The sequence below is a fragment of the Micromonospora sp. NPDC005324 genome, assembly GCF_040607155.1.
In the GTDB taxonomy this organism is placed as follows: Bacteria; Actinomycetota; Actinomycetes; order Mycobacteriales; family Micromonosporaceae; genus Micromonospora; species Micromonospora trifolii.
In genome coordinates this window covers 58,739-83,531 of sequence record NZ_JBEXGE010000012.1, presented here as the reverse complement: position 1 = coordinate 83,531, position 24,793 = coordinate 58,739, and the positions used below count along the sequence as shown (strand labels likewise).

Genomic DNA, 24,793 nt, shown 5'->3' with positions numbered 1-24,793 from the left:
GGAGAACGGTCACGAGATCATTCTCCGGCGGCGGTGGACCAGCCGCGTCGGCCGTGGACAGGAGCAACGCGTACATCCTTTGACGGAGGGCGTCGCAAGCCGGGCTGGCCGGGCTGGCCCGACGCCAACAGGTCGACCCCTTCGCGGAGCACGAACAGTTCACGCTTGGCGCGTGCGCTGCCGTCCGGCCCCAGCTCGTACGCCTCGATCCAGGTCCAACCGTGGTAGGTGTGCCGGTCGGTCAGCTCGCGGATGACCCGGACCGTGATGGGCCTGACGAACTGCGGGCTAGCCGAGCGGGACAGGCGTATGAGGTCGCCGGCCCTCATCGTTCGGATCAATCGAGCTGGTGGCGGATTCGTGGGCTTCGGCTTGACCGGCAAAGCTCCCCCTCGTCGTTGGGAGGGGCCGCCCCTGAGTGCTCGCCCACGAGGCGGCCCCGGCACGAACGCGACCGCCGGGTCTCGGGTGATCCCTGCCGGCCACGCCGTCTCAGACACACGCTTCCAAGGGTTGCGATCCGAATACACTGCGTAGCAATATCTCTTGTGGACGTCTCGGACGAACCAGAGGAGGCAGGGATGAATCGCGCAGTCGCTGAAGCCATGTCGAGATCCGGCCTGACCGCCGACAGCCTTGCCGCCCAGATCGGCGTTGATCCAAAGACGGCGGCCAAGTGGGCGAACCCGGGACGGATTCCGCAGACGCGGCACCGGTCAAAGGTCGCTGAGGTTCTCGGCCGCGACGAGGGCGACCTCTGGCCCGACCTGTACAAGCGACGCGAGCCGGCGTGGTTCCGACCCTGGACCGACATCGAGCGCGAGGCGGTGGGGCTCCGGTGGTACGAATCGGCGGTGCTGCCCGGCCTCCTACAGACCGAGGCGTACGCGCGAGCCGTGCTGAGCAGTGGCCTCTGGGCCGACGACGACCTGGAGGCGCACGTGGAGACCCGCCTTCGCCGGCAGGCTGATGTGTTCGATCGGCCCCGCCCGCCGTTGAGCGTCTTCGTCATCGACGAGGCCGCGCTGCGTCGGGGACGAGCCGACATCATGGCTGAGCAGCTCGACCATCTGATCGCGCTCGCCGAGCGGCCGGCGGTGATGATCCACGTCCTCCCCCTGACGGCTGGTTTCCACCCCGGCCAGGCCGGGCCTTTCGTCATCGCCAGCACACCGGATGGCGACGATGTCGGCTACCTCGACGACCAGGCGGCCGGACGCCTCAGTAATGACGTTGCTCCGCTCTGGGCGGTCTGGGATAGCGTGAGGTCGTTAGCGCTACCGCGAGACCTGACCATCGACCTGATGAGAGCGCGAGCATGGATGACCTGACCGGCGCCCGTTGGCGCAAGAGCACCCGCAGCAGCTCGAACGGTGGCGCGTGCGTAGAGGTGGCCGACAACCTGCCGGGTGTCGTGCTCGTACGCGACACCAAGGACCGGGACGGCGGCACGTTGACCTTCGAGCCGGCCGCCTGGGCGGGCTTCGTCGGGCTGGCAAAGAGGATCGGCCCCGTCGGCTGAGGTGCAGTCCCATCGAACTGGTCGCCCGGATAGGTGAAGCCGCCCGGTGTCGGCGTCAAGCCAGATCGAGGATGCTCCACCGGGTGGGCAGGACCTTCGACGCCACCTTGGGCTGCGTGGTCACGTAGTGCGCCTCGTATGTGAGTGCAGCACGAGCGGCCTGACCGAGCGAGATGTCTCCAGCAACGGCACGGGCGAGCGTGCCGGTGTCTCGCACGTCCTCGGCGTCGAGCGGCAGCAGGCGGATCATCGGGGCGCTCATCATCAGCGCCAGTAGCGCCGTGCCCACCTCGTCGCCCGCGCCGGCGATGGCGACCGCCAAACAGGTCGCCGGGACGGCAACGTGCCGCCCCTCGTCGGCGACCTCCAGCATCAACTCCCCCACCGAGACGTTGCCCTCGATGTAGGCCGTCAACGCCGACGCATCGAACACGACAGCGATCTGGTCGCTCATTCGGCGTGCCCCAGCATCCGACGCCCCTCGGCCAAGGCATCTGCGGGAATGGGCGTCGCCAGGCGCTCCCGCCACCGCACCCTGCCCGCCTCGGTCACCTCGATGCCGGCACGCCGCAGCACCTCATGGAGATGCGTGCCGTCCATTTGGGCTCGCACTGCCGCAGTGATGGCCGCCGAGACGTTGGGCTGCCGATCGAGCCACTGCGCGACGTCGTCGGGGAGGCTCACGGAGCGCTTCACTGTCATGTCCTCCAGCGTATCAATTCCGGTAGCACCGACGGTGTTACCACGCGGACGGCGGGGCTGGTCAGCGGCGGCCACGTCGGCTCCGCTTGCGGGGCCGGATGACGCCGGGCATCCCGACCGACGGCCAGCCGTCCAGCTCGGCCGGGGGCACGCCGCGCCGGAGCAGGTCGTCCAGCAGCAGGGCGAGCGAGTAGTCGGGGTGCAGGCTCAGCGTGCGTTCGAGCGCGACCGCCGCCAACGCGCCCTGTCCGGCGCGCCAGGCGGCGAACGCCAGCAGCGCACCCGGCGCGGCGGCCACCTCCGGCTCGGCGCGGCGCAGCACGTCGGTCCAGAGGGCGATGTCCCGGTCCCGGCCGTCGGTGCGTTCCCACGCGTGATCGCGAACCGGCAGGTGGGTCATCAGCAGGCTCAACCAGGCCACCTCGTCGTCGTCGAGCCGCTCACCACGCCGCTGCCGGCGCTGGGCCTCGCGGACCGCCGCCATCCCGGCGGCGCGCAGCGCCCGCGCCCCGAGCAGGTCGCTCTCGGGGGCCTGCTCGACCAGCTCGGCCAGTCTCAGCTCGGCGCGGGCGGTGGCCGCGCGGGCAGCGTCCCGGGAAGGGCCGTCCACCGGTGCCACCTGCGCCACCAGGGCGGCCCGGTCGGGGAGTGCGACCTGACCGGCGAAGATCGCCGAGGCGGTCACCCGGTTGACGGTCGGGTCATAAGGGCGACCCTCGGGCGGGCAGCAGGCGGGCTCGGTGCAGAGATAGGACCACCAGCGACCGTCGGTGACCCGCAGCGCGTCGAGCACGTGCAGCCCGAAGTCGTTCAGCGCGTCGCGCACCGCGTCCACGGCCGGGGTGACCCGCTCCGGTTGCCCGTAACCCACAACGGTGGCGGCCTCCGCGCCCTGCCGGCGGATCACACCAGCCAGGTGCCCGGCCAGCCCGCCCAGCTCGGTCGGGTCGGGCAGGTCCGCGCGGGCGGCGAAGACGATCTGCCGCCCGACCAGCGCCACGGCGACCACGCTGTCGGTGGGATGAAAGCCGAGCAGGTACGGCACGGCGGCGATCAGGTCGGCGGGTGAGCGGACGGCGAGCTGAGGGCGTTCGGTCGAGGTCATGTCGGAAGCCTGCGGCGGACGTACCGGGCCCTGCCACCCCTGTGGACGACACGCGGCTTATCCACAGTTACTGAACGTGTTTTCCCTGCTCACGCCACACCTACGGGTGCGGAAAGAGCGCCGATGTCGTCGGGCGACACCTGGCTGTCGTAAGGAGCGGTTACCGTGCGCTGATGGACCTGGCGTACCTGCGCGCGCATCCGGCACACCTACCGACCTTCCGGACCCACCAGCGGCTGCGGGAGACGCCGGTCGCCGGTGGAAACATCTGCGCCGCCGCCCGGCTCACCCTCGACGACGGCCACTCCGTCTTCGCCAAGTCCTGGCCGGAGGGCGCCGACCAACCGGCGCCGGAGGGCTTCTTCGCCGCCGAGGCCGCCGGCTTGCGCTGGCTGCGGGAGGCGGGCGCTGTCGGCGTACCCGAGGTGATCGTGGTGTTGCCGGAGCTGCTGGCGCTCGACTGGGTGGAGCCCGGCGAACCGACGCCGGAGGCCGCGGAGCGCTTCGGCCGGGAGCTGGCCGGGCTGCACCGGACGGGCGCGTCCGCCTTCGGTGCCAGCTGGCCCGGGTTCATCGGCTCGCTCCCACAGGACAACACCCCCACGGGCGGGCGCTGGTCGACCTGGTTCGCCGAGCGGCGCCTCGCCCCCTACCTGCGACGGTCGGTCGACGGTGGCGCGCTGACCAGCGCCGATGCCGCTCTGGTCGAGCAGGTGATCGGCCGCCTCGACGGGCTCGGCGGCGACGAGCCGCCCGCGCGCATCCATGGCGACCTGTGGCCGGGCAACGTGCTGTGGGGGGCCGACGACCGGGCCTGGCTCATCGACCCGGCAGCGCACGGTGGGCACCGCGAAACGGATCTCGCCCAGCTCGCCCTCTTCGGCGGCATCCCCCACCTGGATCGGGTGCTGGCCGCCTACCAGGAGAGTTGGCCACTACCGGACGGCTGGCGTGACCGCGTGCCAGTGCATCAGCTGCATCTGCTGCTCGTGCACACCGCACTCTTCGGCGCCAGCTTCCGAGATGTGGTCGTCCAGACCGCCCGTGCCGTCCTGAGCACCGCCGAGCGCGCTACGGTCGACAGGTGAGCGTCGCCCCGGGCACCGATGGCGTCCTCGTCGACCGGTTCGGCCGTGTCGCCCGGGACCTGCGCGTGTCCCTCACCGACAAGTGCAACCTGCGCTGCACCTACTGCATGCCGGCGGAAGGGCTCCCCTGGCTGGCCGGCCCCGAGTTGCTGACCGACGAGGAGATCGTCCGGCTGGTCCGGGTGGCCGTCGAACTGCTCGGCGTGACCGAGGTGCGGTTCACCGGCGGTGAGCCGCTGATCCGATCCGGGCTGGTCGACATCGTGACGGCGGTCGCCGCCCTCGAACCCCGCCCCCGGGTCTCGCTGACCACCAACGGCATCGGCCTGGACCGGCTGGCCCCGGCCTTGCGGGCGGCCGGCCTGGACCGGGTGAACGTCTCACTGGACACCCTGGACCCGGACCTGTTCACCAAGCTCACCCGCCGCCCCCGCCTCGACGCGGTGCTGGCCGGGCTGGCCGGAGCGGCGGCTGCCGGGCTCAACCCAGTGAAGATCAATTCAGTGCTGATGCGTGGTGTCAACGAGGACGAGGCGCCGGCGCTGCTCCGCTTCGCCCTCGATCACGACTACCAGTTACGGATCATCGAGCAGATGCCGCTGGACGCCCAGCACGGTTGGGCCCGCGACACCATGGTCACCGCCGAGGAGATCCTGGCGTCGCTGCGTACCGTCTTCGATCTGAGCCCCGACCCGACCGAGCGCGGCGCGGCACCGGCGGAGACCTGGCTGGTCGACGGGGGCCCCGCCCGGGTCGGTGTGATCGCCAGCGTCACCCGCCCCTTCTGCGGGGACTGCGACCGCACCCGGTTGACCGCCGACGGCCAGGTCCGCGCCTGCCTCTTCGCCACCGAAGAGTCGGACCTGCGCGCCGCACTACGCACCGGCGCGGACGACGACGAGTTGGCCCGACGCTGGCGTACCGCGATGTGGGGCAAGCGCGCCGGGCACGGCATCGACGACCCCACCTTCCTTCAGCCGACCCGCCCGATGTCCGCGATCGGAGGCTGAGCATGGACGGGACTCCGCTGACCGTCCGCTACTTCGCGGGCGCCCGCGCCGCCGCCGGCCGCGCCGAGGAGGCCATTCCCGCCGGGCGGTCACTCGACGACCTCACTGCCGAGCTGACCCAGCGCCACGGCGACCGGCTCGCCGGGGTGCTGCGGGTGGCGAGTTTCCTCGTGGACGGCGTCACCTGTCATGATCGTCAGGCATCCCTGCCGGCCGGGGCCACGATCGATGTCCTGCCCCCGTTCGCGGGCGGCTGAGGGAGGCACACACATCATGGCGGTTCTGGGGTTCGTGGCTGTCCTGGCGCTGGTCACCGGTCTCATCCACCTCTACCTGTGGAAGCGGCTCGTTCGGGACACCACCACGCCGGGCCGTTGGCGACGGATCGGCGGGATCGCCGCCCTGGTGCTGGCGCTGCTCGTGCCGGTCACCATGGCCGGGACGCAGGTCGGGCTCTACTGGATCGCCTGGCCGGGCTACCTGTGGCTCGCGCTGATGTTCTACCTGCTGGTCGTTCTCGTCGTGCTGGAAGTTCCGATGCTCGTCGCCCGGCTGGTGCTGCGTCGCCGGGTGGTCGCCGCGGAGCCCACCGCCGCCGCGCCCGAGCCGGTGCTGGTCGGCGCCGCCGGGCCGACCGAGCCGCCGGCCGCCGGCGCCGTCGCGGCACCGGACCACGACCCGTCCCGTCGGCTGCTGCTGGCCCGTGGGGCGGCCATCTTCGCCGGCCTCACCGCCACCGGCACCGTGGGGTACGGCATCCGCACCGCGCTCGGCCCGCCCCACCTCGACCGGGTGCGGATCCCGCTGGCCAAACTCCCCCGCAGCATGGACGGTCTGCGCATCGCCACCGTCTCCGACATCCACCTCGGCCCACTGCGCGGGCGGGCACACACCGAGCGGATCGTCGCCGCTATCAACAGGCTCGACGCGGACATCGTCGCTGTCGTCGGTGACCTGGTCGACGGCTCCGTGGCAGAGCTCGGCCCGGCCGCCGCACCGCTGCGTGACCTGCGTTCCCGCTACGGCAGCTTCTTCGTCACCGGCAACCACGAGTACTACTCCGGCGTGGAGGAGTGGGTGCAGGAGGTCGACCGACTCGGCCTGCGGGTGTTGCAGAACCGCCGCCAGGAGATCCAGGCCCGGGGCGGCGTGCTCGACCTGGCCGGCGTGAACGACCTGGACGCGACGGGAGGCAGTGGCCTCGCGGCCGGGCCGGACTTCGCCGCCGCCCTCGGTGACCGCGACCCGAGCCGACCCGTGATCCTGCTCGCGCACCAGCCGCTGGCGGCCAGGGAGGCGGCCCGGTACGGCGTCGACCTGCAACTGTCCGGGCACACCCACGGTGGGCAGATGGTGCCGTTCAACCTGGCCGTCGGGCTGGAGCAGCCGGTGGTCAGCGGGCTCGGCGAGGTCGACGGCACCAAGGTCTACGTGACAAACGGCGCCGGTTTCTGGGGGCCGCCGGTCCGGGTCGGCGCGGAGCCGCAGATCAGTCTGGTCGAGCTGCGCTCGGCATAGCGGAGGTCACGTCCGCGCGTGGCGGCGGGTGGCCGGCGCGGCGGGCGTGACAGGATGCGGCGTGCCCCCGTTCAGCGCCGTACCCCCCGGTGGCCTACCGCCATTCGTCGCGGACCTGCACATCCACTCGAAGTACTCGCGCGCGTGCAGCCGTGACCTCACACTGCCGAACCTCGCGTGGTGGGCCCGCCGCAAGGGCATCGGCCTGCTCGGCACCGGCGACTTCACCCACCCCGCCTGGTACGACCACCTGCGGGAGACGCTGCGCCCGGCCGAGCCGGGGCTCTACCGGCTCGACCCGGAGGCGGAACGGGACATCGCCCGTCGGCTGCCACCCCGGCTCGCGCAGACGGCGGAGGCGGACCCGGTCCGTTTCATGCTGAGCGTGGAGATCTCCACCATCTACAAGCGGGACGACCGGACCCGCAAGGTGCACCACCTGATCTACCTGCCGGATCTGGACGCGGTGGCCCGGTTCAACGCCGCGCTCGGCCGGATCGGCAACCTCGGCTCCGACGGCCGACCGATCCTCGGACTGGACTCCCGCGACCTGCTGGAGATCACCCTGGAGGCCAGCCCGGACGGCTACCTGGTGCCGGCGCACATCTGGACTCCCTGGTTCTCCGCGCTGGGCTCGAAGTCCGGCTTCGACGCGATCGCGGACTGCTACGCGGACCTGGCCGAGCACATCTTCGCCGTGGAGACCGGGCTCTCCTCCGACCCGGCCATGAACTGGCGGGTCGGCAGCCTGGACGGCTACCAACTGGTGTCCAACTCGGATGCGCACTCACCGCCGGCCCTCGGCCGGGAGGCGACAGTGCTGACTGTCGAACGGGACTACTTCGCCGTTCGGGAGGCGCTGCGGACCGGTGACGGCCTGGCCGGCACTATCGAATTCTTTCCGGAGGAGGGCAAGTACCACGCGGACGGGCACCGGCTGTGTGGGGTCAACTGGTCTCCGGAGCGCACCCGAGCCGCCGACGGGCGCTGCCCCGAGTGCGGCAAACCCCTCACCGTGGGTGTCCTCAGCCGGATCGAGGAGCTGGCGGACCGCCCGGACGGGCACCGGCCGGCGCACGCCCGCGACGTCACACACCTGGTGCCGCTGGCCGAGATCCTCGGCGAGATCAACAAGGTGGGTGCCCGGTCGAAGAAGGTCGAGGGGCGGCTCAACGAGCTACTGGCCGCGCTCGGGCCGGAGCTGGAGATCCTGACCACGACACCGCTGACCGAGGTCGCGCAGGCCGGTGGTGAGCTGCTCGCGGAGGGCATCGGGCGGCTGCGGCGTGGCGACGTCCGCCGGGTGCCCGGTTATGACGGCGAGTACGGCGTGATCACGCTCTTCGACCCCGCCGAACTGGGCGCGCAGGAGACGCTGTTCGACGTACCGGTGCCGGCGCAGCGGCGACCCACGGAGCCGGCTCCCCGGGTCCCGGCCAAGCGCCCGGCGGCGGCGAAGGCGGAGTCGAAGCGGAAGACGGTCCCGGCGCCCGCGCCACCGATCGCGTCGCCACCGTCTCCGCACGAGCCGTTCGAGCCGATGCTCTCCGGCATGGAGGAGGTCGGCACCGGCCTGCTGGACCGACTGGACGCCATGCAGCGGGTTGCCGCCTCCGCACCCGGCGGTCCGCTGCTCATCGTGGCCGGTCCGGGCACCGGCAAGACCAGGACGCTCACCCACCGGATCGCGTACCTCTGCGCGGAGCTGAACGTCTTTCCCGAGCACTGCCTCGCGATCACGTTCACCCGCCGGGCCGCCGAGGAGCTGCGGCGCCGCCTCGACGGCCTGCTCGGCCCGGTCGCCGAGGACGTCACAGTGGGTACGTTCCACGCGTTGGGGTTGACCATCCTGCGGGAGAACGCCGACGCGGCGGGTCTCCCGGCCGACTTCCGGATCGCCGACGACGCCGAGCGGGCGGCGGCCCGCACCGAGGCCGGCGACGACAGCGCCGCCTACGTGTCGCTGCTGCGCAAGCAGGACCTGGTCGACCTGGACGAACTGGTGACCTTGCCGGTGGAGCTGCTGCGGGCCGACCGGAAGCTTGTCGAACGGTACCGGGACCGCTGGCGGTGGATCTTCGTCGACGAGTATCAGGACGTCGACGAGGTGCAGTACGAGCTGCTGCGGCTGCTCAGCCCCGCCGACGGCAACCTCTGCGCGATCGGCGACCCGGACCAGGCGATCTACTCGTTCCGGGGTGCCGACGTCGGCTACTTTCTGCGCTTCTCCGAGGACTTCACCGACGCCCGACTGGTCCGACTCAACCGCAACTACCGCTCGTCGGCCCCGATCCTGGCCGCCGCCGTGCAGGCCATCGCACCGTCCTCGCTGGTCCGGGGTCGACGACTGGACCCGGCCCGGCTCGACCCGGAGGCTCCGCTGGTCGGGCGCTACCCGGCGGCGTCAGTGGCCGAGGAGGCCGACTTCGTGGTGCGTACCGTCGACGATCTGGTCGGCGGGTTGTCGCACCGCTCGCTGGACTCGGGCCGCATCGACGGCCGGTCCACCTCGCTGTCGTTCTCCGACATCGCCGTGCTGTACCGCACCGACGCGCAGGCCGCCCCGATCGTGGACGCACTGACCCGGGCAAACATCCCCGTGCAGAAGCGTTCCCACGACCGGCTGCGGGACCGGCTCGGGGTGGCGGCAATGGCCCGCGAGCTACGGCACGCCGACGGTCTGGCCGGCTCACTGGCCGCCCGGGTGCGGCTGGCCGGTCAGGTGGTCGCCGAGCGGTTCGCCGTGCCCACCCTGGACGGCGCCGCCGGCGCGGTCCGGCCCGAGGACGTCCGCTCGGCCGTGGACCTGCTGACCCCGCTGGCTCGACGCTGCGGTGACGACCTGGAGGCCTTCCTGTCGCAGTTGGCCACCGGCGCGGAGGTGGACGCGCTCGACCCGCGCGCCGAAGCGGTCACGCTGCTCACCCTGCACGCCGCGAAGGGCCTGGAGTTTCCGGTGGTCTTCCTGGTCGGCGTCGAGGACGGGCTGCTGCCGCTGCGTTGGCCGGGCTCGACGCCCGACGAGGACGCCGTCGCCGAGGAGCGCCGGCTCTTCTTCGTCGGCCTGACCCGGGCCCAGGACCGGCTGTACGTCAGTCACGCCGCCCGCCGCACCCGCCACGGCACCGAGCGTGACTGCGCCCCTTCGCCCTTCCTCGGCACCATCGACCCCGGCCTCTTCGAACGCTTCGGCGAAGCCGAGCCCCGCCGCCCCAAGGACCGCCAACTCCGCCTGATCTGAGCGCCGGCCCCACGCCCCACGCCCCGTCGATCTTGCGCTTTCGGTCGCCGTTGTGCGTGGGATGCACCTTGTGTCACCGCAGAAACTGCAAGATCGACGAAGCCCGAGGGCGGGGGCGGGGTGGTTCAGGTGAGGAGGGTGGCGAGCCAGGCGCCCACCAGCAGGGCTGGGCCGAGGGGCAGCAGGGTGTTCCGGTGCACCTTTCGGGCGGCGAGCAGGCTGAGCACCAGACCGCCGTGCAGCACGTGCGGCAGCAGCAACCCGGTGAGCAGGGCATCGCGGCCCAGCCAGCCGAGCGGCAGGCCGAGGACGGCGGCGAGTTTCACGTCCCCGAAGCCCAGTCGTGAGCCGGGCAGCAGGGCCAGCAGCACGTGCGCCGCGCCCGCGACCGTCGCACCTCCCAGCGCGCCGAGCAGCCGGCCGGGAGTGCCGGACAGCAGCGCCGCGGCGGTCAGCCCTCCGAGGGCCAGCAACCCGGCGACGAGGACCAGCGGGTCGGGCAGCCGCAGGCAGGCCAGGTCGACCCGCGCAAGCACCAGACCGACCGCCGCGACCGCGAGGAAGACCGGCAGCGCCGGGCCGTCACCCACAGCTACGGCAAGGCCGACGAAGACGCTGGCCGCCACCACCGGGTCGCCCCAGGGCCGTCGGACCCGCTGCGGCAGTGGAAACGCCCCTGGCCGGGCGTCCGCCGTGGCGAAGCGCCGGGACACCAGGGGTACGACGAGGCCGACCAGCGCGCCGAGCAGCGCGATCGACACCAGCGCGGCGGCCGACATGGGCCGGACGTTACTGGCGGTCGCGCGCCGGCGTGTTCCCCGATCGTGATCCCGTGCCCGCCCGACGTGGCCGTTCAGTGGTCACCACCAGGGCGACCCCGGCGACGATGACAGCACCGCCGAGCAGCACCTGCGGGGTGATCGGCTCGGCCACCAGCAGCGCGCCGAGCGCCACCGCGACCGCCGGGTTCACGTAGGCGTACGTCGACACGAGCGAGATCGGCGCGTTGTGCAGCAGCCAGACGTACGCGGTGAAGGCCACCAACGAGCCGGCCACCATGAGGTAGCCCAGCGCCAACCAGGACCGGGTGCTCACCGCCGCCGCGTGGAAGTCGGCCAGTTCACCCCGACCGGCGGCGACGGCCATCAGGACCAGCGCGCCGGCCACCATCTCGTACACCGTGGCCACGAACGGGTCGGCGGGCATCCGGATCCGTCCGGACAGGAACGACCCGACCGACCAGGAGGTGGCCGCCGCCACCACTGTCAACGCCCCGACCAGCGGCACCGCTGGCGAACCACCGCCCGGCAGGACCAGCAGGATGAGGCCGACGAAGCCCAGTGTGACCCCGGCGAACGTCCAGATCGGCGGACGATCGCCGGTGGCCGAGCGCAACAGCACCACCAGCAGCGGCACCGTGGCCACCAGCAGCGCGGCGATCCCGGACGGCACCGCCACTCCCGGCGGCCCCGATTCGGCGAGCACCACCAGGCCGTTGCCAGCGGCGAGCAGGAGCACCCCGACCAACGCGGCCGAGCCGAGTTGCCGACGGTCCACCCGCAGCGCGCCGGGGCCTCGACGCAGTCGCAGCACCACCGCCAGGATCACGCCGGCCACGGCGAACCGGAGGGCGGCCGACAGCAGCGGCGGCATCGTCTCCACTGTGATCCGGATGGCCAGATAGGTCGACCCCCAGAGCAGGTAGACCAGTATCAGCGCGGTCCAGATCAGTGTCGGCGTCGTGCTGGCACGACGGCCGGCGAGGGCCGTGGCGCTCGGTGAAGGTGAGCTCATCAGTGGACCACGCTACGGTGAGCCCGGAGTCCGCGTCGCGCTTTGGTGGCCGGCCTCTCACCACTCGTGCAGGAGGGCGGCATGACGAACTACGGACAACCGGGGGGCGGCCACCCGGGGCCGTGGCGTGGGCAGAGACCCGACGAGACGTCCGGTCGACCGGCGCAGCAGCCCTACCCGCCCGCGCCGGAGCCCTACCCGCCAGCGGTCCCGTCGTACCCGCCCGCGCCGCAGGGACGACCCGGGCCGTACGGCGGCCCACCCACCCCGCCCTACGGTGCAACGCCCGGCGCGCCCTACGGCGGTGCAACGCCCGGCGCGCCCTACGGCGGTGCCACGGATACGCCCTACGGCCACGAGCCCCGCACGCCCTACGGCGGCTCGTACCAGCCGACCCCGCCGACCCCGGCGTACGGCGGGCAGCCGTACCGGCCCGACGGTCCGTACGGCGAGGATCCGGCACCGAGCCAGCGCGGTCGGGGGCCGCTGATCGCGGTGCTGGCCGTCGTACTGCTGGTGGTGGCCGTCGCCGGCGCGTTCTGGTTCCGCCGTGGGCAGAGTGACCCGGCGCCGCCGGCAGCCGCGCCGAGCAGCTCGGCCGCCGCCGGTGAGCCCAGCGCGGACGCGGTCGAGCCCGCGCCGAGCGCGGCCGCGCCGGAGTCGTCGGCCGATCCCCGGTTCGCGAAGGTCGGCCAGTGCGTTCGCAACGACGGCACCGCCGGCGGCAAGCCGAAGCTGCTGATCAGCGGCTGTACCGCGAAGTCGTACGAGGTGCTGAGCCGGATCGACGGCCCGACCAGCGGCGAGCGGGACGCCGAGGCCAAGTGCGGCAAGGTCGAGGGCTACACCAACTGGTATTTCTTCGACAGTGAGCTGGACACTCTCGACTTCGTCCTCTGCCTCAAGCAACGCTGAGACCACCCACCCCCGGGGATGACATGACGACCTACGGACCTGCGGGTTCCGATCAGCCGGACGATTCGTACCAGCGCCCGCCCACTGGGCCTGACAGCTCACCGCCGGTCGACCCGACAGTGCCCCAGTGGAGCACCCCGCCGCCCTCGGACGACCCGACCCGGCAGCAGTGGGGTCCGCAGTCGACCGGCGCGGAGCCACCGACGGCACCCATGTGGGCCCCGCCGCCCACCAACCCGGAGCCGCCGACCACGCCGATGTGGGCGCCACCGCCCACCTCGGGCCCGGGTTACCCACCGCCCGGTCCGTACCCACCGGCCGGCCCGACTCCGGGGCCGGGTTACCCGCCAGCCGGCCCGACGCCGCCGTCCGGGCCGTACCCACCGGCCGGCCCGTACCCGCCGGCCGGCCCGATGCCCGGTCAGCTGGCCGGGCCGATGCCGGGTCAGCCACCCGCCCCGTGGGGCCAGCAGCCTCCCGGCGGCTACGGGATGCCGCCCGCCGCGCCAGCGAAGAAGGCCGGCCGCAACGTCGCTCTCATCATCACGGTGGTGGTGCTGCTCGTGCTCTGTCCGTGCCTCGGCCTGGCCGGTTGGGCGGTCTGGAAGGTGGCCGACGCTGGCAGTGACGCGGCGCGTACCCCGTCGACGACCGCCCCGGCCGTTCCACCCGCGCTGCCCAGCGACGCCCCGACGTCGGCCGCGCCGACTCCGGACGAGGAGTTCGCCAGGGGTGACTGCGTGGTGAACGACGGCAGTGAGGACGACGCGGAACTCCGCAAGGTGCCCTGCCGCCCGAACACCTACCAGGTGCTGCTGCGAATTCCGGCTACCACCGACGGCGACCGGTGCGAGACGCTCGCGCCGCAGGCGACAGCGAACTACGTGCACGACAACTCGGTCGACCTGTTCGACTACGTGCTCTGCCTCAAGAAGCGCTAGCCGATCTGGCCGATCGGTAGTCCGATTGCCAAAACTAGGGCTGTCTAGCGTGGACGCTAGACAGCCCTAGTTTGTGGTCGACGGTCTCGACACGCCGGTAGCCCCATCTATCCATGTCTAGCCTCGCAGCTAGATGGCCCGATAATCTGCGATGCGTGGATCCGGTCCGCAACCCGTACGCGCCGGGCGCCGGCCAGCGTCCGCCCGAACTTGCCGGGCGGGGGCGAGAGCTGGACGTCTTCGACATCGTGCTCGAGCGCATCGCCCGGGGCCGACCCGAGCGCAGCCTGATGCTCACCGGGCTGCGTGGCGTCGGCAAGACGGTCCTGCTCAACACGCTCCGGTCGCAGGCGATCAACCGGCTCTGGGGCAGCGGCAAGATCGAGGCTCGACCGGACCAGTCGTTGCGGAGACCGGTCGCCGCCGCGCTGCACATGGCGGTGCGGGAGCTCGCCCCCCGTCACCGCGCACCCGACCGCATCGACGCGTTCCTCGGCGTCCTCAAGGCGTTCGCCCAGCGGTCCAACCCGACCGGCCGGGCCGGTGCCGCCACCAAGCTGCGCGACCGGTGGCAGCCCGGCATCGACGTGCCGGCGGCCAGCGGTCGGGCCGACTCCGGCGACATCGAGATCGACCTGGTCGAGCTGTTCAGTGACGCCGCCGCCGTGGCCAGCGACGTCGGCACCGGCATCGCCATCTTCATCGACGAGATGCAGGATCTCGGCCCGGAGGACGTGTCGGCGCTCTGCGCCGCCTGCCACGAGCTGTCCCAGCTCGGCGCGCCGCTGATCGTCGTCGGCGCCGGCCTTCCGCACCTGCCGGCAGTGCTCAGCGCCGCCAAGTCGTACTCCGAACGGTTGTTCCGCTATCAGCGCATCGACCGGCTCGACCGGATCGCCGCCGACCGGGCGCTCTGCGCGCCCGCCGAGCGCGAGGAGGTCGAGTACGAGCAGAAGGCACTCGACCTGCTCTACGAGAAGTCCGGCGGCTATCCCTACTTCGTCCAGGCGTACGGCAAGGCGACCTGGGACCACGCGCCGCGCTCGCCGATCACCGCCGCCGATGTGCGGGTCGCCGCACCCGAGGCGGAGGCCGAGCTGGCTGTCGGGTTCTTCGGTTCCCGGTTCGAACGGGCCACTCCCGCCGAGCGTGAGTACATGCGGGCGATGGCCATGATGTCCGCGGTCGAGGGCGAGACCGGTGCGGTGGTCCGCGACGACATGGACGCCGCGGTGCCCACCGCGGAGATCGCCCGTGCCCTCGGCCGCAAGCCGGCCAGTCTGTCTCCGGCCCGGGACGCGCTGATCAAGAAGGGGCTGATCTACTCCGGTGAGCGGGGCACTGTCGCCTTCACCGTCCCGCACTTCGGCCGGTACCTGCGGACCCAGCCGGCCTGACCGCCAACCACCGCGTCGACCCGGTCAGACCTTCGACCAGGGCGCCGGAAAGAGCACCTCACCGCGAGGCGGTGGGCCCTCCTCGCTGGTGGACGGCGGCAGCACCAGCGCCTGCCAGGGCTCACCGAGGCCGGCCCACGGGCCGGTCAGGCCCAGGTCACTCGCCGGGCCGAACCCGAACCGGCGGTAGAAGGCCGGGGCACCGAGGACGATCACGAGCCGCTCGCCCAACTCGGTGGAGGCGTCCAGGACGGCCTGCACGACGGCCGTGCCGTGCCCGACACGCTGTCGGTGCGGTGCGACCGCCACCGGGCCCAGGGCCAGGACGGGAACGTCGGAGCCTCGCTCCGGTCGCAGCCGCGCCCGGGTGAGCAGCGCGTAGCCGACCACCTCACCGCCGTACTCGGCGACCATTGCCAACTGCGGCAACCAGGCGGTGGTGTCGCGTAGCTCGTCGACCAGGCTGACCTCCGGCGGCGTCGCCACGTCCGGGCGGGCGAAGGCGGCGGCCAGTACGCGGCGGACCGGGCCGGCGTCGGCCGGGTCCTCGGGGCGTAGCCGCAGCGTGGTCACCCGCGCGACGTTACCCGCCAGCGCCCGTCCATCCGTGACTGTCGCTCGATTCGGCGTGGCGTACGTGTACGAACACCAATCCGATCCTGCGGTTGACGGGGTAGCAAACGTCGCGACGGGGTATGACTGATCCATGACGCCCGTACGTTCCCTCGCCCGCGCCATGCTGAGCGGCATCTTCGTGGTCAGCGGGTATCGCAACATGCGCGACCCCGCTCGGCTGACGGTGGCCGCCAAACCGGTGACCGACAGGGTCGCACCCATGCTGAAGAAGGCACACCCGAGCTTCCCCACCGAGACCGAGACGTTGATCCGGCTCAACGCGGCGGTGCAGGTCGGCGCCGGGCTGATGCTGGCCACCGGCCGGTTCAGCCGACCCGCGGCGCTGGTTCTGGCCGGCACGCTGGTGCCGGTTACCATCGCCGGGCATCCTTTCTGGAACAACGACGACCCGATCGCCAAGAACAACAACCAGATTCACGTCCTGAAGAACCTCGGGCTCCTCGGCGGCCTGCTGCTCGCCGCGGCGGACACCGGCGGCAAGCCCGGTCTGCGGTGGCGGACGGGCCATCGCATCGGCCACTCTCGACGTTCCATGCAACGCGCCGTCCGCACCGCCCGACGCGAAGCCCGAATCGCCGTCCGCTCCGCGTCCACCGCACGTCGACTCCCCGGCTGACCTGCGTCGATCCGTCTCCGTCCCACCCCCACCCCTCGCTAAGGCCACGAATTACCTGAACCACCCGGTAGGCGTTAACGCGGTGGAAATGTCAAAAACATGTGTGGGATCGGACACGGTCGCATAACGCGGGAGGCACTGACGTGAGGCGCCGTTCTAGGCTCCGTGCAGGACCTGGACGGGTAGGACGACCTTGGTACGGGGGTGGCCACGCCATGCCGACGGATGTCGGTAGACGGGCGGACCGCCTCGCCCCAATCCAACGTGTGTCACGCGGGATCGACCGTGTGACGCGCGGGATCGATCGCAGGAACGTCGTACGGGGCGCCATCGTGGCCGCCGTCGCCTACGCCGCATGGCTCGCCATCGGCACCTTCGGGCGGCCGTACAACTTCTTCGACATGAAGATCTACCACGGTGCCGTGGTGTGGTGGGCGAGCGGTCACGAGCTCTACGAGTTCATCGCGCCCGAAACCACGCTCGGGTTCACCTATCCGCCCTTTGCCGGGCTGGTCATGCTGCCGATGGCGCAGCTGCCGATCGGCGCGGCCGGTCTGGTCAACGCCGCCGCCAGCATCGCCGCGTTGGCGCTGGTGCTGGCCGGGCTGCTCCGACCCATCGTGGATCGACTGGGGTGGCCACTGTGGTTCACGGTGGCTCTGGCGGTGCCGCTCGCGGTCGCCATCGAGCCGGCTCGGGAGACCCTCGGCTACGGCCAGGTCAACATCCTGCTGTTCGCCTTGATCATGGCTGACCTGATCGGCCTTCGCTGGCGCTCCCGCCGGGGCACCCACTACGCCGCCACCGACGGCCCGTTGCTGCGCTTCATCTACGGCGGGGCCTGGGCGGGAGCCGGTATCGGCCTTGCCACCGCGGTCAAGCTCACCCCGGCGCTGTTCATCGCCTACCTGCTCATCACCCGTCAGTGGCGGGTGGCGGCCACCGCCATCGGCACCACGATCGGCGTGACGGTGGGGACCTTCGCGATCGTCGGTGACGAGTCGCGCACCTACTTCGGCAGCGTGTTGTGGCAGACCGAACGGGTCGGCGCGGCGGACATGACGCCCAACCAGTCCCTCGCCGGCCTGCTCGCCCGGCTGTACGACTCGATCGAGACCCCAGGGCTGCTGTGGCTCGCCTTCTCGGTGCTGATCCTGGCGCTGGGCCTGTCCCGGGCGGCCAGTTCCCGCGCCGACGGTGACGAGCTGACCGCCTTCACGCTGGTCGGTCTCACCGCCAATGTGATCAGCCCGATCTCCTGGACACACCACCTGGTCTGGGTGATCCCGGCGATCATCGTGCTGGCCGACGCCGCCGTGCGTCGCCGCGAGGCGAGCCGGGGGATGTCGCAGCGCACCGGCCAGGGGCCGGTCTTCGGCGGTCTACCCGGGGTCAACGGGCTCCGCCCGCCGATCTGGTACCCGACGCTGACCGGGCTCCGCCACGGCGTCGCCGCGATCGGGCTCTACCTGCTCTTCCTGATCTCTCCGATCTGGCCGTACGAACACCAACTGCCGGAGATGTCGCACTACCAGGACGGCCTGTTCGGGGCACTGATGGAGAACTCGCTCGCGCTCGCGCTGATCGTGCTGGTCGCCGCGCTGCCCTGGCGCCCAGGCGCGGAGCCGGCGTTCTACGGCGACCGGCTCGCCCGGGCCGTGGTGGTCAACGGCCGCCGCTGAGCGGTCAGGGGCAGTTGACCCATTCCTCGGTGCCGTCGGTGAACACCTGCCGCTTCCAGATCGGCAGTCGCGCCTTGACCTCGTCGACCAGCCGGGCGCAGGCCGCGAAGGCCGCCGCCCGGTGCGCGGTGCTCACCGCGGCGACCAGCGCCACGTCACCGATCGCCAGGGGGCCGACCCGGTGCGAGACCGCCACCGCGTAGACGTCGGGCTCCGCGGCGATCTCGGCGGCCACCTCGCGCAGCACCTGCGCGGCGCTCGGGTGCCCCTCGTACTCCAGGCTGGTGACCTGGCGGCCGTGGTCGTGGTCGCGGACCACGCCCTGGAAGGACACCACGGCGCCGGCTCGGCGGTCGGCGACCGCCGCCTCGTGCGTGGCGAGGTCGAGCGGCCGGTCGGTGACCTCGCCGAAGGTGATCGCTGGTGCGGTCACGACGCACGCTCCCCGGGAAACAACGGCAGTGGCACGAGCGGCACCCGGTCGCCGGGCTCGCCGCTGGTGCCGGGACGGATGACCGCGAACCCGTCCGCGCCGGCCAGGCCCCGCAGCATCGCCGAGCCGACGTGGCGGACCGGGAACGCGACGCCGGCGGACCGGTCCAGTCGGACCAACGCCAGGTGGGTGTGATCGCCGCGACCGGGCACCGCCTCGACCAACGTGACCTGCGGCAGCACCGGCATCGACCGGCCCTGGAGGCCGGCGAGCAGCGGCGCGACGAGCGACACCAGCGCGACGATGGCGGACTGCGGGTTGCCCGGCAGCCCGGCCACGAACCGGGCTCGCCCGTCGGGGCCGGTCAGCCGGGCCAGCAGCATCGGGAAGCCCGGGCGGACCGCCACCGTGTTGACCACGTAGTCGGCGCCGAGCGCCTCCAGGGTCGGGTGCAGGTGGTCGACCGGGCCGTTCATGGTGCCGCCGGTGGTGCAGACCAGATCGGCGTTGCCCAACGCCGAACGCAGGGCCGCCACGTGCGCGGGCAGCGTGTCGGCCACCGGGCCGACCACGTCGGATGGACGGACCTGGCAACCGTAGCGCCGCAGCCAGGCCGGCACTGCGGGGCCCAGCGCGTCGCGGATGCGACCGGCCGCGGGCGGGCCCGCCGTCAGCAGTTCGTCGCCGAAGACCAGCAGCGCGGCGCGCGGCGCCCGCCGGACCCGCAGCGTGTCGTGCCCGCAGGCGGCGGCCAGGCCGATCACCGCCGGGTCGACCGGCGTGCCGGTCGGCAACAGCTCCTCATCGGCGTACGCCTCCTCGCCGGGTTTCCGCCACTCGGGCGTCTCCCGGGGAGTGCCGCTGATCAGGCCGGTGGTGGATGCGGCGGACTCCTCGACGCGGAGCACGGCGGTGGCGCCCTCGGGCACCATCGCGCCGGTCGCGATCTCGACGGTGGTGTCGTCCTCGGTGAGTGGCGCGGGGGTGCTGCCGGCCAGGACCCGGCCGACGACGCGCCACGGCCCACTGCCGCGCACCGCCCAGCCATCCACGCTGGAGGTCGGGAACGCCGGCAGGTCGGTGCGGGTGGTCAACGGCTCGGCCAGGGTCGACCCGTCGGTGTCGACAAGTGGTCGGGCGGCGGAGGGCAGCGCGGCGGCCAGACCGACCGCGTAGACCCGCGAACGGGCTTCTTCCCACCCGGCTGGCGGGGGTGCGGTGACCCGATCCGCGGTGGGTGCGGTTTCCGTGCTCACCGACCGAGCCTATCGGCACGGACCGACACCCGCCCGGGCCTGGCGCGGAGCGGTCAGTGGTCGCCACCGCGAAGCTGGTCGACGGTGTGCCCGAGGATCGGCCCGAGAACGGCCAGGCCATCCCGGGCACCGCCGGTCGAGCCGGGCAGATTGACGACCAGCATCCGACCGGCGACCCCGGCCAGGCCCCGGGACAGCACCGACGTCGGCACCCGGTCACGACTGTGCGCGCGGATCGCCTCGGCGATGCCGGGGATCTCGTAATCCAGCAGGCCCCGGGTCACGTCCGGGGTCCGATCCGTCGGGGTCACGCCGGTGCCACCGCTGGTCAGCACCACGTCGACATCATCGGCGCGGGCGGCCCGCAGGGCGTCGCCGACCGGCTCACCGTCAGGCACCACCACCGGGTCGTCGACCTGGCAGCCCAGCTCGCGCAGGCCGGCGACGAGCAGCGGCCCGCTGGTGTCGGCGTAGACGCCGGCCGAGGCCCGATTGGAAGCGACGATCACCCGAGCCCGGATCACGGCCGGTCCTCCGGACGGACCCACTCGCCGGTCTTGCCGCCCTCCTTGCGCAGCACCCGGACCGCCTCCACCGACGCCGCCGGGTCGACCGCCTTGACCATGTCGACCAGGGCGAGACCGGCGACAGCAACCGCCGTCAGTGCCTCCATCTCCACCCCCGTCCGGTCCGCCGTGCGGGCGGTGGCCGTGATCTCCACGGTGTCGGCGGTCAGCAGCAGGTCGACGGTGACGCCGTGCAGGGCGATCGGGTGGCAGAGCGGGATCAGATCAGGAGTGCGCTTGGCCCCCATGATCCCGGCAAGCCGCCCGACGGCCAACGCGTCACCCTTGGGCAGCCCGTCGCGATGCAGCAGGTCGATGACCTCGGGCGTGGTCCGCAACCGGCCGGCCGCGACAGCCGACCGACCTGTCACCGCCTTGGCGGAGACGTCGACCATGCGGGCCGCGCCGGCGCGATCGACGTGGCTGAGCTGCGCGGGTTCGGTCACGGTCGTGAGCCTATCGGTGCGGTACGACGGCGGTCGGAAGGAGCGGCGTCACGCTGCCGACCGCACCGGGTGCTGACGGCGCAACGGCCCCGACGCCGCTCCTTCCTCACCAGCCCGCCGCCGAGGTCGCTGGGGGGACCCGGCAGCGGGGCGTGTCGACGACCCGGTTCTGCCCACTGGCAGAACCTCCCCCGTTCGCCGATACGGCCGGTAAGTTACCGGGCCTGCCGATAAGAAATCGATAAGTGCCGTTCAAGCTGGTCAGCGCTCTGCGACCACTGTCGCGTCGGTCAACTCGGCGAGGCGACGTTCGGCCTCGAAGCGCTCCGGCACGCCCATTCGTCGGAAGATCGCCAACGCCCGCTCCCAGTGCCTGCGGGCCTCGGCCGGGTCGACGCGGGCGAAGTGTTCGGCCAGCCCGGCCAACGCTCGACCCTGCTCGTGCGGGTGCGCGATCCGAGTAGCCAACCGCAACGCCTCCTGGTGCACCTCGAACGCCTCGTCAGCCCGGCCCTGCGCGAGCAGGGTGCGCCCGAGCTCGTTCAGCGCAGCCGCCTCGACGTGTCGCTCCCCCGAACCGATCGACAACTTCCGGGCCAACTCGTGTTCCCGCTGGGCCTCCACCAGACGGCCAAGACCGCGGTAGGCGATCCCGAGGTCGTTGCGCACCTCAGCCTCGGCAAACCGGTGGCCGGTGCGATCGCGCATAGCCAACGATGCCTTTAGAATCCGGATCGCCTGTGGAAAATGGCCCATTCTTACGCGCACTGCCCCAATATGACCGAAGGCATTGAGCACATGGAAGTCCTCGGAATTCGTCCGGGCCCATGCCAGATGCAGGCGGTGCAGCCGCAACGCCTCTTCGTAGCGCCCGAGCATCATCAGTGCCGTGCCAAGGTTTGGCAGCACGACTGGCACCCCGACATTTCCGTATCCCTTGTAGTCGCGCAGGCTCTCCACACCGACTCTCACCGCCTCGGCCAGGTGCCCGCTCCACGCGTAGACAGCCGCAAGGTTGGCCCGGTAGCGCGCGGTGTTCGGCACGTCCTGGGAGTTGTAAGAGAGACTTACCGCCCGGGTCAGGTGGTCAAGCGCCCACTGGTTGTCACCGGTGCGTACGTAGGCGGAGGCCAGGTAGTTGTTCACCACCGCCATCGCGTCGACATCTCCCGTTGCCTCCGCCGCCGTCAGTGCGTGGCGGAAGGTCAGGATGATGTCCTCGAAGTATCCGCGGATGTAAAAGAATCGCCAGAGGGCGCGGGCCAGTTGCCAGGAGTGCTGGTAGAGCTTCGACTCGAGCGCTGACAACACCATCGCCACCAGTTCCGTACGCTCGGCCTCCAACCAGTCGGTGCTTGGTTCACCGATAGCCTCGATCAGCTCAGGACGTCCGGACGAGCGGTGAGTGACCTGGGATCTGATGACACCGGGCTCCAGCAGATCGGCGACCCTCAGCACCGCCTCCAGCGTGAAGTCGAACAGTTGAGCCAACCCGAGCTTTCGGTCGCTCGCGGGTTCGGTACGCGTGCACAACTCCACGGCGTACTGGCGCATGAGGTCGTGTAGTCGGTATCGCGTCGAGTCCAGGTCCTCCACCAGGTTCCGGTCGACGAGGTCGTCGAGCGCCCCGTGAGCTTCCGCCACCGTCAGGCCGGTCAGTGCGGCGACTGCCGCCGGGCTGAAGCGGTTGCCGGGATACAGACCAAGGAACCGGAAGACACGCTTGGTCGAACCCGGGAGCGGCTCATAGGAGGCGGCGAAGGCGCCGGTGACGGTGCTCTGTTCCTGAGCCAGGTGATGCAGCACCAGAGGATCGGCAGCCATCTGTCCGGCCAGGTCCGCCAACCGCCAGCCGCGCCGATGGGCGAGTCTGGCACCGGCAAGCCGAATTGCCAGGGGGAGATGCCCACACAGCCGGACCACCTCGGCCGCAGCGTCCGGCTCCGCTTCGACGCGGGCCCTTCCGACACTGAGTGCGAGGAGGTCGAGACTCTCTTCAGGAGTCATCACCGGCAACGTCTGTGACGGCGCCACGTCCGGGTGAGAGAGCCTCCGCCTCGATGTCACCAGCACGACGGCGGTCGGCTCGGTCGGCAGGAGAGGCAGAATTTGTTCGCTGCTCGCGGCATTGTCGAGGACGAGCACCGACCTTCGACGGCCCAGTTCTCGTCGCCACAACTCCGCTCTGGCGTCGAACTCGACCGGAACGCGGTCGGCCGGCACCTCAAGCTGACGCAGCAGTGTGACCAGGGCACCCGCTGGCTCGACCCGGTTCTTGTCGCCATGGCCACACAGGTCGATGAACAAGGCGGCGTCCGGATAACGATCGGACAGTCGGCGGGCCAGGTGCACGGCGAGGGTCGTCTTGCCGCTGCCCGCCATGCCGTCGATCATGTGAACTGCCGGAACCCGATCCTCGACTCGCCGAGTCTCCGCCAGTAGCCGCGACAGGACGTCTTCCCGTCCGACGAAATCCGCGACGGCCCGCGGAAGGCGATCCACCGGTTTGACCTGACCCGTTTGCTCAGCTCGCGCCTCTCCCGCCGCGCGGTGCACGAGCGACGCGGAAGGTCCTCGTGGGGCTCCGGCTCCGGAGAGCACGGCGGGTACCGGGCTCGAAGTGGCAATCTTGCGGTGCAACTCTTCGATGGCTGCCCCGGGGCCCACTCCCAACTCGGTGATCAGCCGCGTTCGGATCTCGTCGTACGTGATGAGCGCGCCCGCGTGATCGCCACCCTCGTACAGAGCCCGCATGAGCAGGACATACGTCGGCTCCCGAAGGGGATGACGGGGGATGACTTCCCGCAACGACGGGATCGCCAGATCACCCCGCCCCAATCTCAGCTGCACGTCGGCAAGAAGTTCCACGGCGAGCAGACGCTCTTCCTCAGCGTTGAGCACCCGTGCGCTGAGCACGGGTCCCAGCGGGATGCCGGCGAGCATCGGGCCCTGCCACCGAGCGACGGCTCGGCTCAGCAAATCCCGAGCCTGCTCCAGGTGGCCTACCTCCCAGGCTTCCCGGCCCGCGCTCCGCTCCATCTGGAAGCATGAGACATCGATCAGCTCGGGCGGCACGTCGAGACGAAAGCCGTTCCGTTGCCGCACGACGACCCCTCGACCGGACGGGAAAGCGTCGAAAGTCCGGCGCAGATTGGCGGCATAGCTCAGCACATTCGCCAGGGCCGATCGCGGTGGGCGATCGGCCCATAACTCATCGATGCAGTCGGCCACGGTAACCAGTCGACCTGGCTGAACTGCGAGCATCGCGAAGATCGCCTGCTGCTTGGGTGTTCCGAGGCGCAACGTGCGAGAAAGCAGTTGCACCGAAAGACCGCCTAGAACCCGAATCTCCACTCGCCCCTGCTCCAGCCGTCGCGGGTATTCAGCCGATCACACAACGAAGCCTACGGTTCACCCCCGGGCAACTCACCGCTCGTGCGGCGATGCGAAGGTCGCGCACTGGCCTGAGAGCCTTGCGAGAAGGTGTCCCGACTGCCCCCGCGACCTAGTCGTACCAAATTTGCCCAATCCGCCGCTACACCGAGCAAACTCCGGTGAGAGCCCCGACAGAGGGCCACAGGCTTGGGGGAATAACACGTTCACAACATGACCAGATAACGTCCGCAGTTCCGCAGCCTCCGCGGAACCAACACCGCCGTGACCTGACCGCACTCCGTTTAGCCGTGATGGACAGAACGTAATAAATCCACTCTAGCTTGGCTAATGTTGCGCATACCGACATTTAATTCTTCTATGCTGCCCTTCCATCTCTTAAGCTGCCTTTCGTTAGGAAGATCTCCCCCTGGGGCAGGTCATCGAATGGCACGGCAGCAGAGAGGGGCATTGCGATGCGCGGCAGCGAATGGGACTGACAAATTTCGCACGGTACGTGCGCGACTCCCGCACGTTAGGCTACGAACAACGC

Annotated in this window: 23 protein-coding genes and 1 pseudogene; 12 read left to right on the top strand and 12 right to left on the bottom strand. The window is 71.2% G+C overall.

Annotation, left to right across the window (positions count from 1 at the left end; translation table 11 throughout):
• Positions 1-17 precede the first annotated feature (17 nt).
• Entirely contained in the window at positions 18-329 is a 312-nt protein-coding gene (locus tag ABZS40_RS15195) for a hypothetical protein (RefSeq protein ID WP_354943865.1), read from the bottom strand.
• Positions 330-581: 252 nt separating this feature from the next.
• Between ABZS40_RS15195 and ABZS40_RS15190 the strand changes: the two genes are divergently transcribed.
• Together ABZS40_RS15190 and ABZS40_RS15185 are read left to right on the top strand one after the other, a co-directional pair.
• Entirely contained in the window at positions 582-1,331 is a 750-nt protein-coding gene (locus ABZS40_RS15190) for a DUF5753 domain-containing protein (protein WP_354943864.1), read from the top strand.
• Positions 1,319-1,522: a DUF397 domain-containing protein gene (locus ABZS40_RS15185; RefSeq protein ID WP_354943863.1), complete on the top strand. Its 204-nt coding sequence runs from the start codon at positions 1,319-1,321 to the stop codon at positions 1,520-1,522. The genes ABZS40_RS15190 and ABZS40_RS15185 overlap by 13 nt, the downstream gene beginning before the upstream one ends.
• Positions 1,523-1,577: 55 nt before the next feature.
• Here ABZS40_RS15185 and ABZS40_RS15180 read toward each other — a convergent pair whose 3' ends face one another.
• The 3 genes from ABZS40_RS15180 to ABZS40_RS15170 all read right to left on the bottom strand — a co-directional run bounded on the left by ABZS40_RS15180 (position 1,578) and on the right by ABZS40_RS15170 (position 3,329).
• Entirely contained in the window at positions 1,578-1,976 is a 399-nt protein-coding gene (locus ABZS40_RS15180) for a hypothetical protein (protein WP_354943862.1), read from the bottom strand.
• The gene (locus tag ABZS40_RS15175) at positions 1,973-2,224 is read right to left on the bottom strand and encodes a hypothetical protein (protein ID WP_354943861.1); all 252 of its coding nucleotides are present in this window, start codon (positions 2,222-2,224) and stop codon (positions 1,973-1,975) included. Before ABZS40_RS15175 ends, ABZS40_RS15180 begins: the two co-directional genes overlap by 4 nt.
• A gap of 61 nt (positions 2,225-2,285) precedes the next feature.
• Positions 2,286-3,329: a DUF4192 domain-containing protein gene (locus ABZS40_RS15170; RefSeq protein WP_354943860.1), complete on the bottom strand. Its 1,044-nt coding sequence runs from the start codon at positions 3,327-3,329 to the stop codon at positions 2,286-2,288.
• A 173-nt stretch (positions 3,330-3,502) separates the two neighbouring features.
• Between ABZS40_RS15170 and ABZS40_RS15165 the strand changes: the two genes are divergently transcribed.
• The 5 genes from ABZS40_RS15165 (at position 3,503) to ABZS40_RS15145 (ending at position 10,186) form a co-directional block, all read left to right on the top strand.
• On the top strand, positions 3,503-4,417 hold the full coding sequence (locus ABZS40_RS15165; RefSeq protein WP_354943859.1) for a fructosamine kinase family protein: 915 nt from the start codon (positions 3,503-3,505) through the stop codon (positions 4,415-4,417).
• Positions 4,414-5,427, top strand: a complete 1,014-nt coding sequence (moaA, locus tag ABZS40_RS15160; protein WP_354943858.1) for a GTP 3',8-cyclase MoaA — start codon at positions 4,414-4,416, stop codon at positions 5,425-5,427. The genes ABZS40_RS15165 and moaA overlap by 4 nt, the downstream gene beginning before the upstream one ends.
• 2 nt (positions 5,428-5,429) lie before the next feature.
• Positions 5,430-5,684 carry a MoaD/ThiS family protein gene (locus tag ABZS40_RS15155; protein WP_354943857.1) on the top strand — a complete coding sequence of 85 codons (255 nt, stop codon included), beginning with the start codon at positions 5,430-5,432 and terminating at the stop codon, positions 5,682-5,684.
• A 13-nt stretch (positions 5,685-5,697) separates the two neighbouring features.
• The gene (locus ABZS40_RS15150; protein WP_354943950.1) at positions 5,698-6,945 is read left to right on the top strand and encodes a metallophosphoesterase; all 1,248 of its coding nucleotides are present in this window, start codon (positions 5,698-5,700) and stop codon (positions 6,943-6,945) included.
• Positions 6,946-7,006: 61 nt separating this feature from the next.
• The gene (locus ABZS40_RS15145) at positions 7,007-10,186 is read left to right on the top strand and encodes a UvrD-helicase domain-containing protein (protein WP_354943856.1); all 3,180 of its coding nucleotides are present in this window, start codon (positions 7,007-7,009) and stop codon (positions 10,184-10,186) included.
• A gap of 125 nt (positions 10,187-10,311) precedes the next feature.
• Here ABZS40_RS15145 and ABZS40_RS15140 read toward each other — a convergent pair whose 3' ends face one another.
• Together ABZS40_RS15140 and ABZS40_RS15135 are read right to left on the bottom strand one after the other, a co-directional pair.
• Positions 10,312-10,965, bottom strand: coding sequence for a prepilin peptidase (locus ABZS40_RS15140; RefSeq protein WP_354943855.1), 654 nt, complete (start codon positions 10,963-10,965; stop codon positions 10,312-10,314).
• A 10-nt stretch (positions 10,966-10,975) separates the two neighbouring features.
• Positions 10,976-11,980 (bottom strand): EamA family transporter, encoded by a 1,005-nt coding sequence (locus tag ABZS40_RS15135; RefSeq protein WP_354943854.1) that lies wholly within the window; start codon positions 11,978-11,980, stop codon positions 10,976-10,978.
• Between the two features lie 444 nt (positions 11,981-12,424).
• On the opposite strand from ABZS40_RS15135, the pseudogene ABZS40_RS15130 reads away from it, so the two are divergent.
• The 3 genes and pseudogenes from ABZS40_RS15130 to ABZS40_RS15120 all read left to right on the top strand — a co-directional run.
• Positions 12,425-12,895, top strand: a pseudogene (locus tag ABZS40_RS15130) (hypothetical protein); the annotation flags it as partial.
• A 491-nt stretch (positions 12,896-13,386) separates the two neighbouring features.
• Positions 13,387-13,836, top strand: coding sequence for a hypothetical protein (locus ABZS40_RS15125; RefSeq protein WP_354943949.1), 450 nt, complete (start codon positions 13,387-13,389; stop codon positions 13,834-13,836).
• 155 nt (positions 13,837-13,991) lie between these two features.
• Entirely contained in the window at positions 13,992-15,233 is a 1,242-nt protein-coding gene (locus ABZS40_RS15120; protein ID WP_354943853.1) for an ATP-binding protein, read from the top strand.
• Between the two features lie 24 nt (positions 15,234-15,257).
• On the opposite strand, the gene ABZS40_RS15115 is transcribed toward ABZS40_RS15120, so the two are convergent.
• Positions 15,258-15,806, bottom strand: a complete 549-nt coding sequence (locus ABZS40_RS15115) for an N-acetyltransferase (protein WP_354943852.1) — start codon at positions 15,804-15,806, stop codon at positions 15,258-15,260.
• Between the two features lie 133 nt (positions 15,807-15,939).
• On the opposite strand from ABZS40_RS15115, the gene ABZS40_RS15110 reads away from it, so the two are divergent.
• Together ABZS40_RS15110 and ABZS40_RS15105 are read left to right on the top strand one after the other, a co-directional pair.
• Positions 15,940-16,485 carry a DoxX family protein gene (locus ABZS40_RS15110; RefSeq protein WP_354943851.1) on the top strand — a complete coding sequence of 182 codons (546 nt, stop codon included), beginning with the start codon at positions 15,940-15,942 and terminating at the stop codon, positions 16,483-16,485.
• 215 nt (positions 16,486-16,700) lie between these two features.
• Positions 16,701-18,167 carry a glycosyltransferase 87 family protein gene (locus tag ABZS40_RS15105; protein ID WP_354943850.1) on the top strand — a complete coding sequence of 489 codons (1,467 nt, stop codon included), beginning with the start codon at positions 16,701-16,703 and terminating at the stop codon, positions 18,165-18,167.
• Positions 18,168-18,171: 4 nt separating this feature from the next.
• Here the strand turns inward: ABZS40_RS15105 and ABZS40_RS15100 are convergent, their stop codons facing one another.
• From ABZS40_RS15100 to ABZS40_RS15080, 5 genes are all read right to left on the bottom strand, one after another.
• Positions 18,172-18,600 carry a molybdenum cofactor biosynthesis protein MoaE gene (locus ABZS40_RS15100; protein WP_354943849.1) on the bottom strand — a complete coding sequence of 143 codons (429 nt, stop codon included), beginning with the start codon at positions 18,598-18,600 and terminating at the stop codon, positions 18,172-18,174.
• Complete coding sequence (locus tag ABZS40_RS15095) at positions 18,597-19,856, bottom strand: molybdopterin molybdotransferase MoeA (protein WP_354943848.1); 1,260 nt, start codon at positions 19,854-19,856, stop codon at positions 18,597-18,599. The genes ABZS40_RS15100 and ABZS40_RS15095 overlap by 4 nt, the downstream gene beginning before the upstream one ends.
• A gap of 53 nt (positions 19,857-19,909) precedes the next feature.
• Positions 19,910-20,380, bottom strand: a complete 471-nt coding sequence (locus ABZS40_RS15090) for a MogA/MoaB family molybdenum cofactor biosynthesis protein (RefSeq protein ID WP_354943847.1) — start codon at positions 20,378-20,380, stop codon at positions 19,910-19,912.
• Positions 20,377-20,868, bottom strand: a complete 492-nt coding sequence (gene moaC, locus ABZS40_RS15085; RefSeq protein ID WP_354943846.1) for a cyclic pyranopterin monophosphate synthase MoaC — start codon at positions 20,866-20,868, stop codon at positions 20,377-20,379. Before moaC ends, ABZS40_RS15090 begins: the two co-directional genes overlap by 4 nt.
• Before the next feature lie 261 nt (positions 20,869-21,129).
• Positions 21,130-24,222, bottom strand: coding sequence for a BTAD domain-containing putative transcriptional regulator (locus ABZS40_RS15080; RefSeq protein ID WP_354943845.1), 3,093 nt, complete (start codon positions 24,220-24,222; stop codon positions 21,130-21,132).
• Between the last annotated feature and the right edge of the window lie 571 nt (positions 24,223-24,793).

Coding starts and splice junctions, on each gene's coding strand:
- ABZS40_RS15195 (WP_354943865.1), bottom strand. CDS start 329: ATGAGGGCCGGCGACCTCATACGCCTGTCCCGCTCGGCTAGCCCGCAG.
- ABZS40_RS15190 (WP_354943864.1), top strand. CDS start 582: ATGAATCGCGCAGTCGCTGAAGCCATGTCGAGATCCGGCCTGACCGCC.
- ABZS40_RS15185 (WP_354943863.1), top strand. CDS start 1,319: ATGGATGACCTGACCGGCGCCCGTTGGCGCAAGAGCACCCGCAGCAGC.
- ABZS40_RS15180 (WP_354943862.1), bottom strand. CDS start 1,976: ATGAGCGACCAGATCGCTGTCGTGTTCGATGCGTCGGCGTTGACGGCC.
- ABZS40_RS15175 (WP_354943861.1), bottom strand. CDS start 2,224: ATGACAGTGAAGCGCTCCGTGAGCCTCCCCGACGACGTCGCGCAGTGG.
- ABZS40_RS15170 (WP_354943860.1), bottom strand. CDS start 3,329: ATGACCTCGACCGAACGCCCTCAGCTCGCCGTCCGCTCACCCGCCGAC.
- ABZS40_RS15165 (WP_354943859.1), top strand. CDS start 3,503: ATGGACCTGGCGTACCTGCGCGCGCATCCGGCACACCTACCGACCTTC.
- ABZS40_RS15155 (WP_354943857.1), top strand. CDS start 5,430: ATGGACGGGACTCCGCTGACCGTCCGCTACTTCGCGGGCGCCCGCGCC.
- ABZS40_RS15140 (WP_354943855.1), bottom strand. CDS start 10,965: ATGTCGGCCGCCGCGCTGGTGTCGATCGCGCTGCTCGGCGCGCTGGTC.
- ABZS40_RS15135 (WP_354943854.1), bottom strand. CDS start 11,980: ATGAGCTCACCTTCACCGAGCGCCACGGCCCTCGCCGGCCGTCGTGCC.
- ABZS40_RS15125 (WP_354943949.1), top strand. CDS start 13,387: ATGCCGCCCGCCGCGCCAGCGAAGAAGGCCGGCCGCAACGTCGCTCTC.
- ABZS40_RS15110 (WP_354943851.1), top strand. CDS start 15,940: ATGACGCCCGTACGTTCCCTCGCCCGCGCCATGCTGAGCGGCATCTTC.
- ABZS40_RS15105 (WP_354943850.1), top strand. CDS start 16,701: ATGCCGACGGATGTCGGTAGACGGGCGGACCGCCTCGCCCCAATCCAA.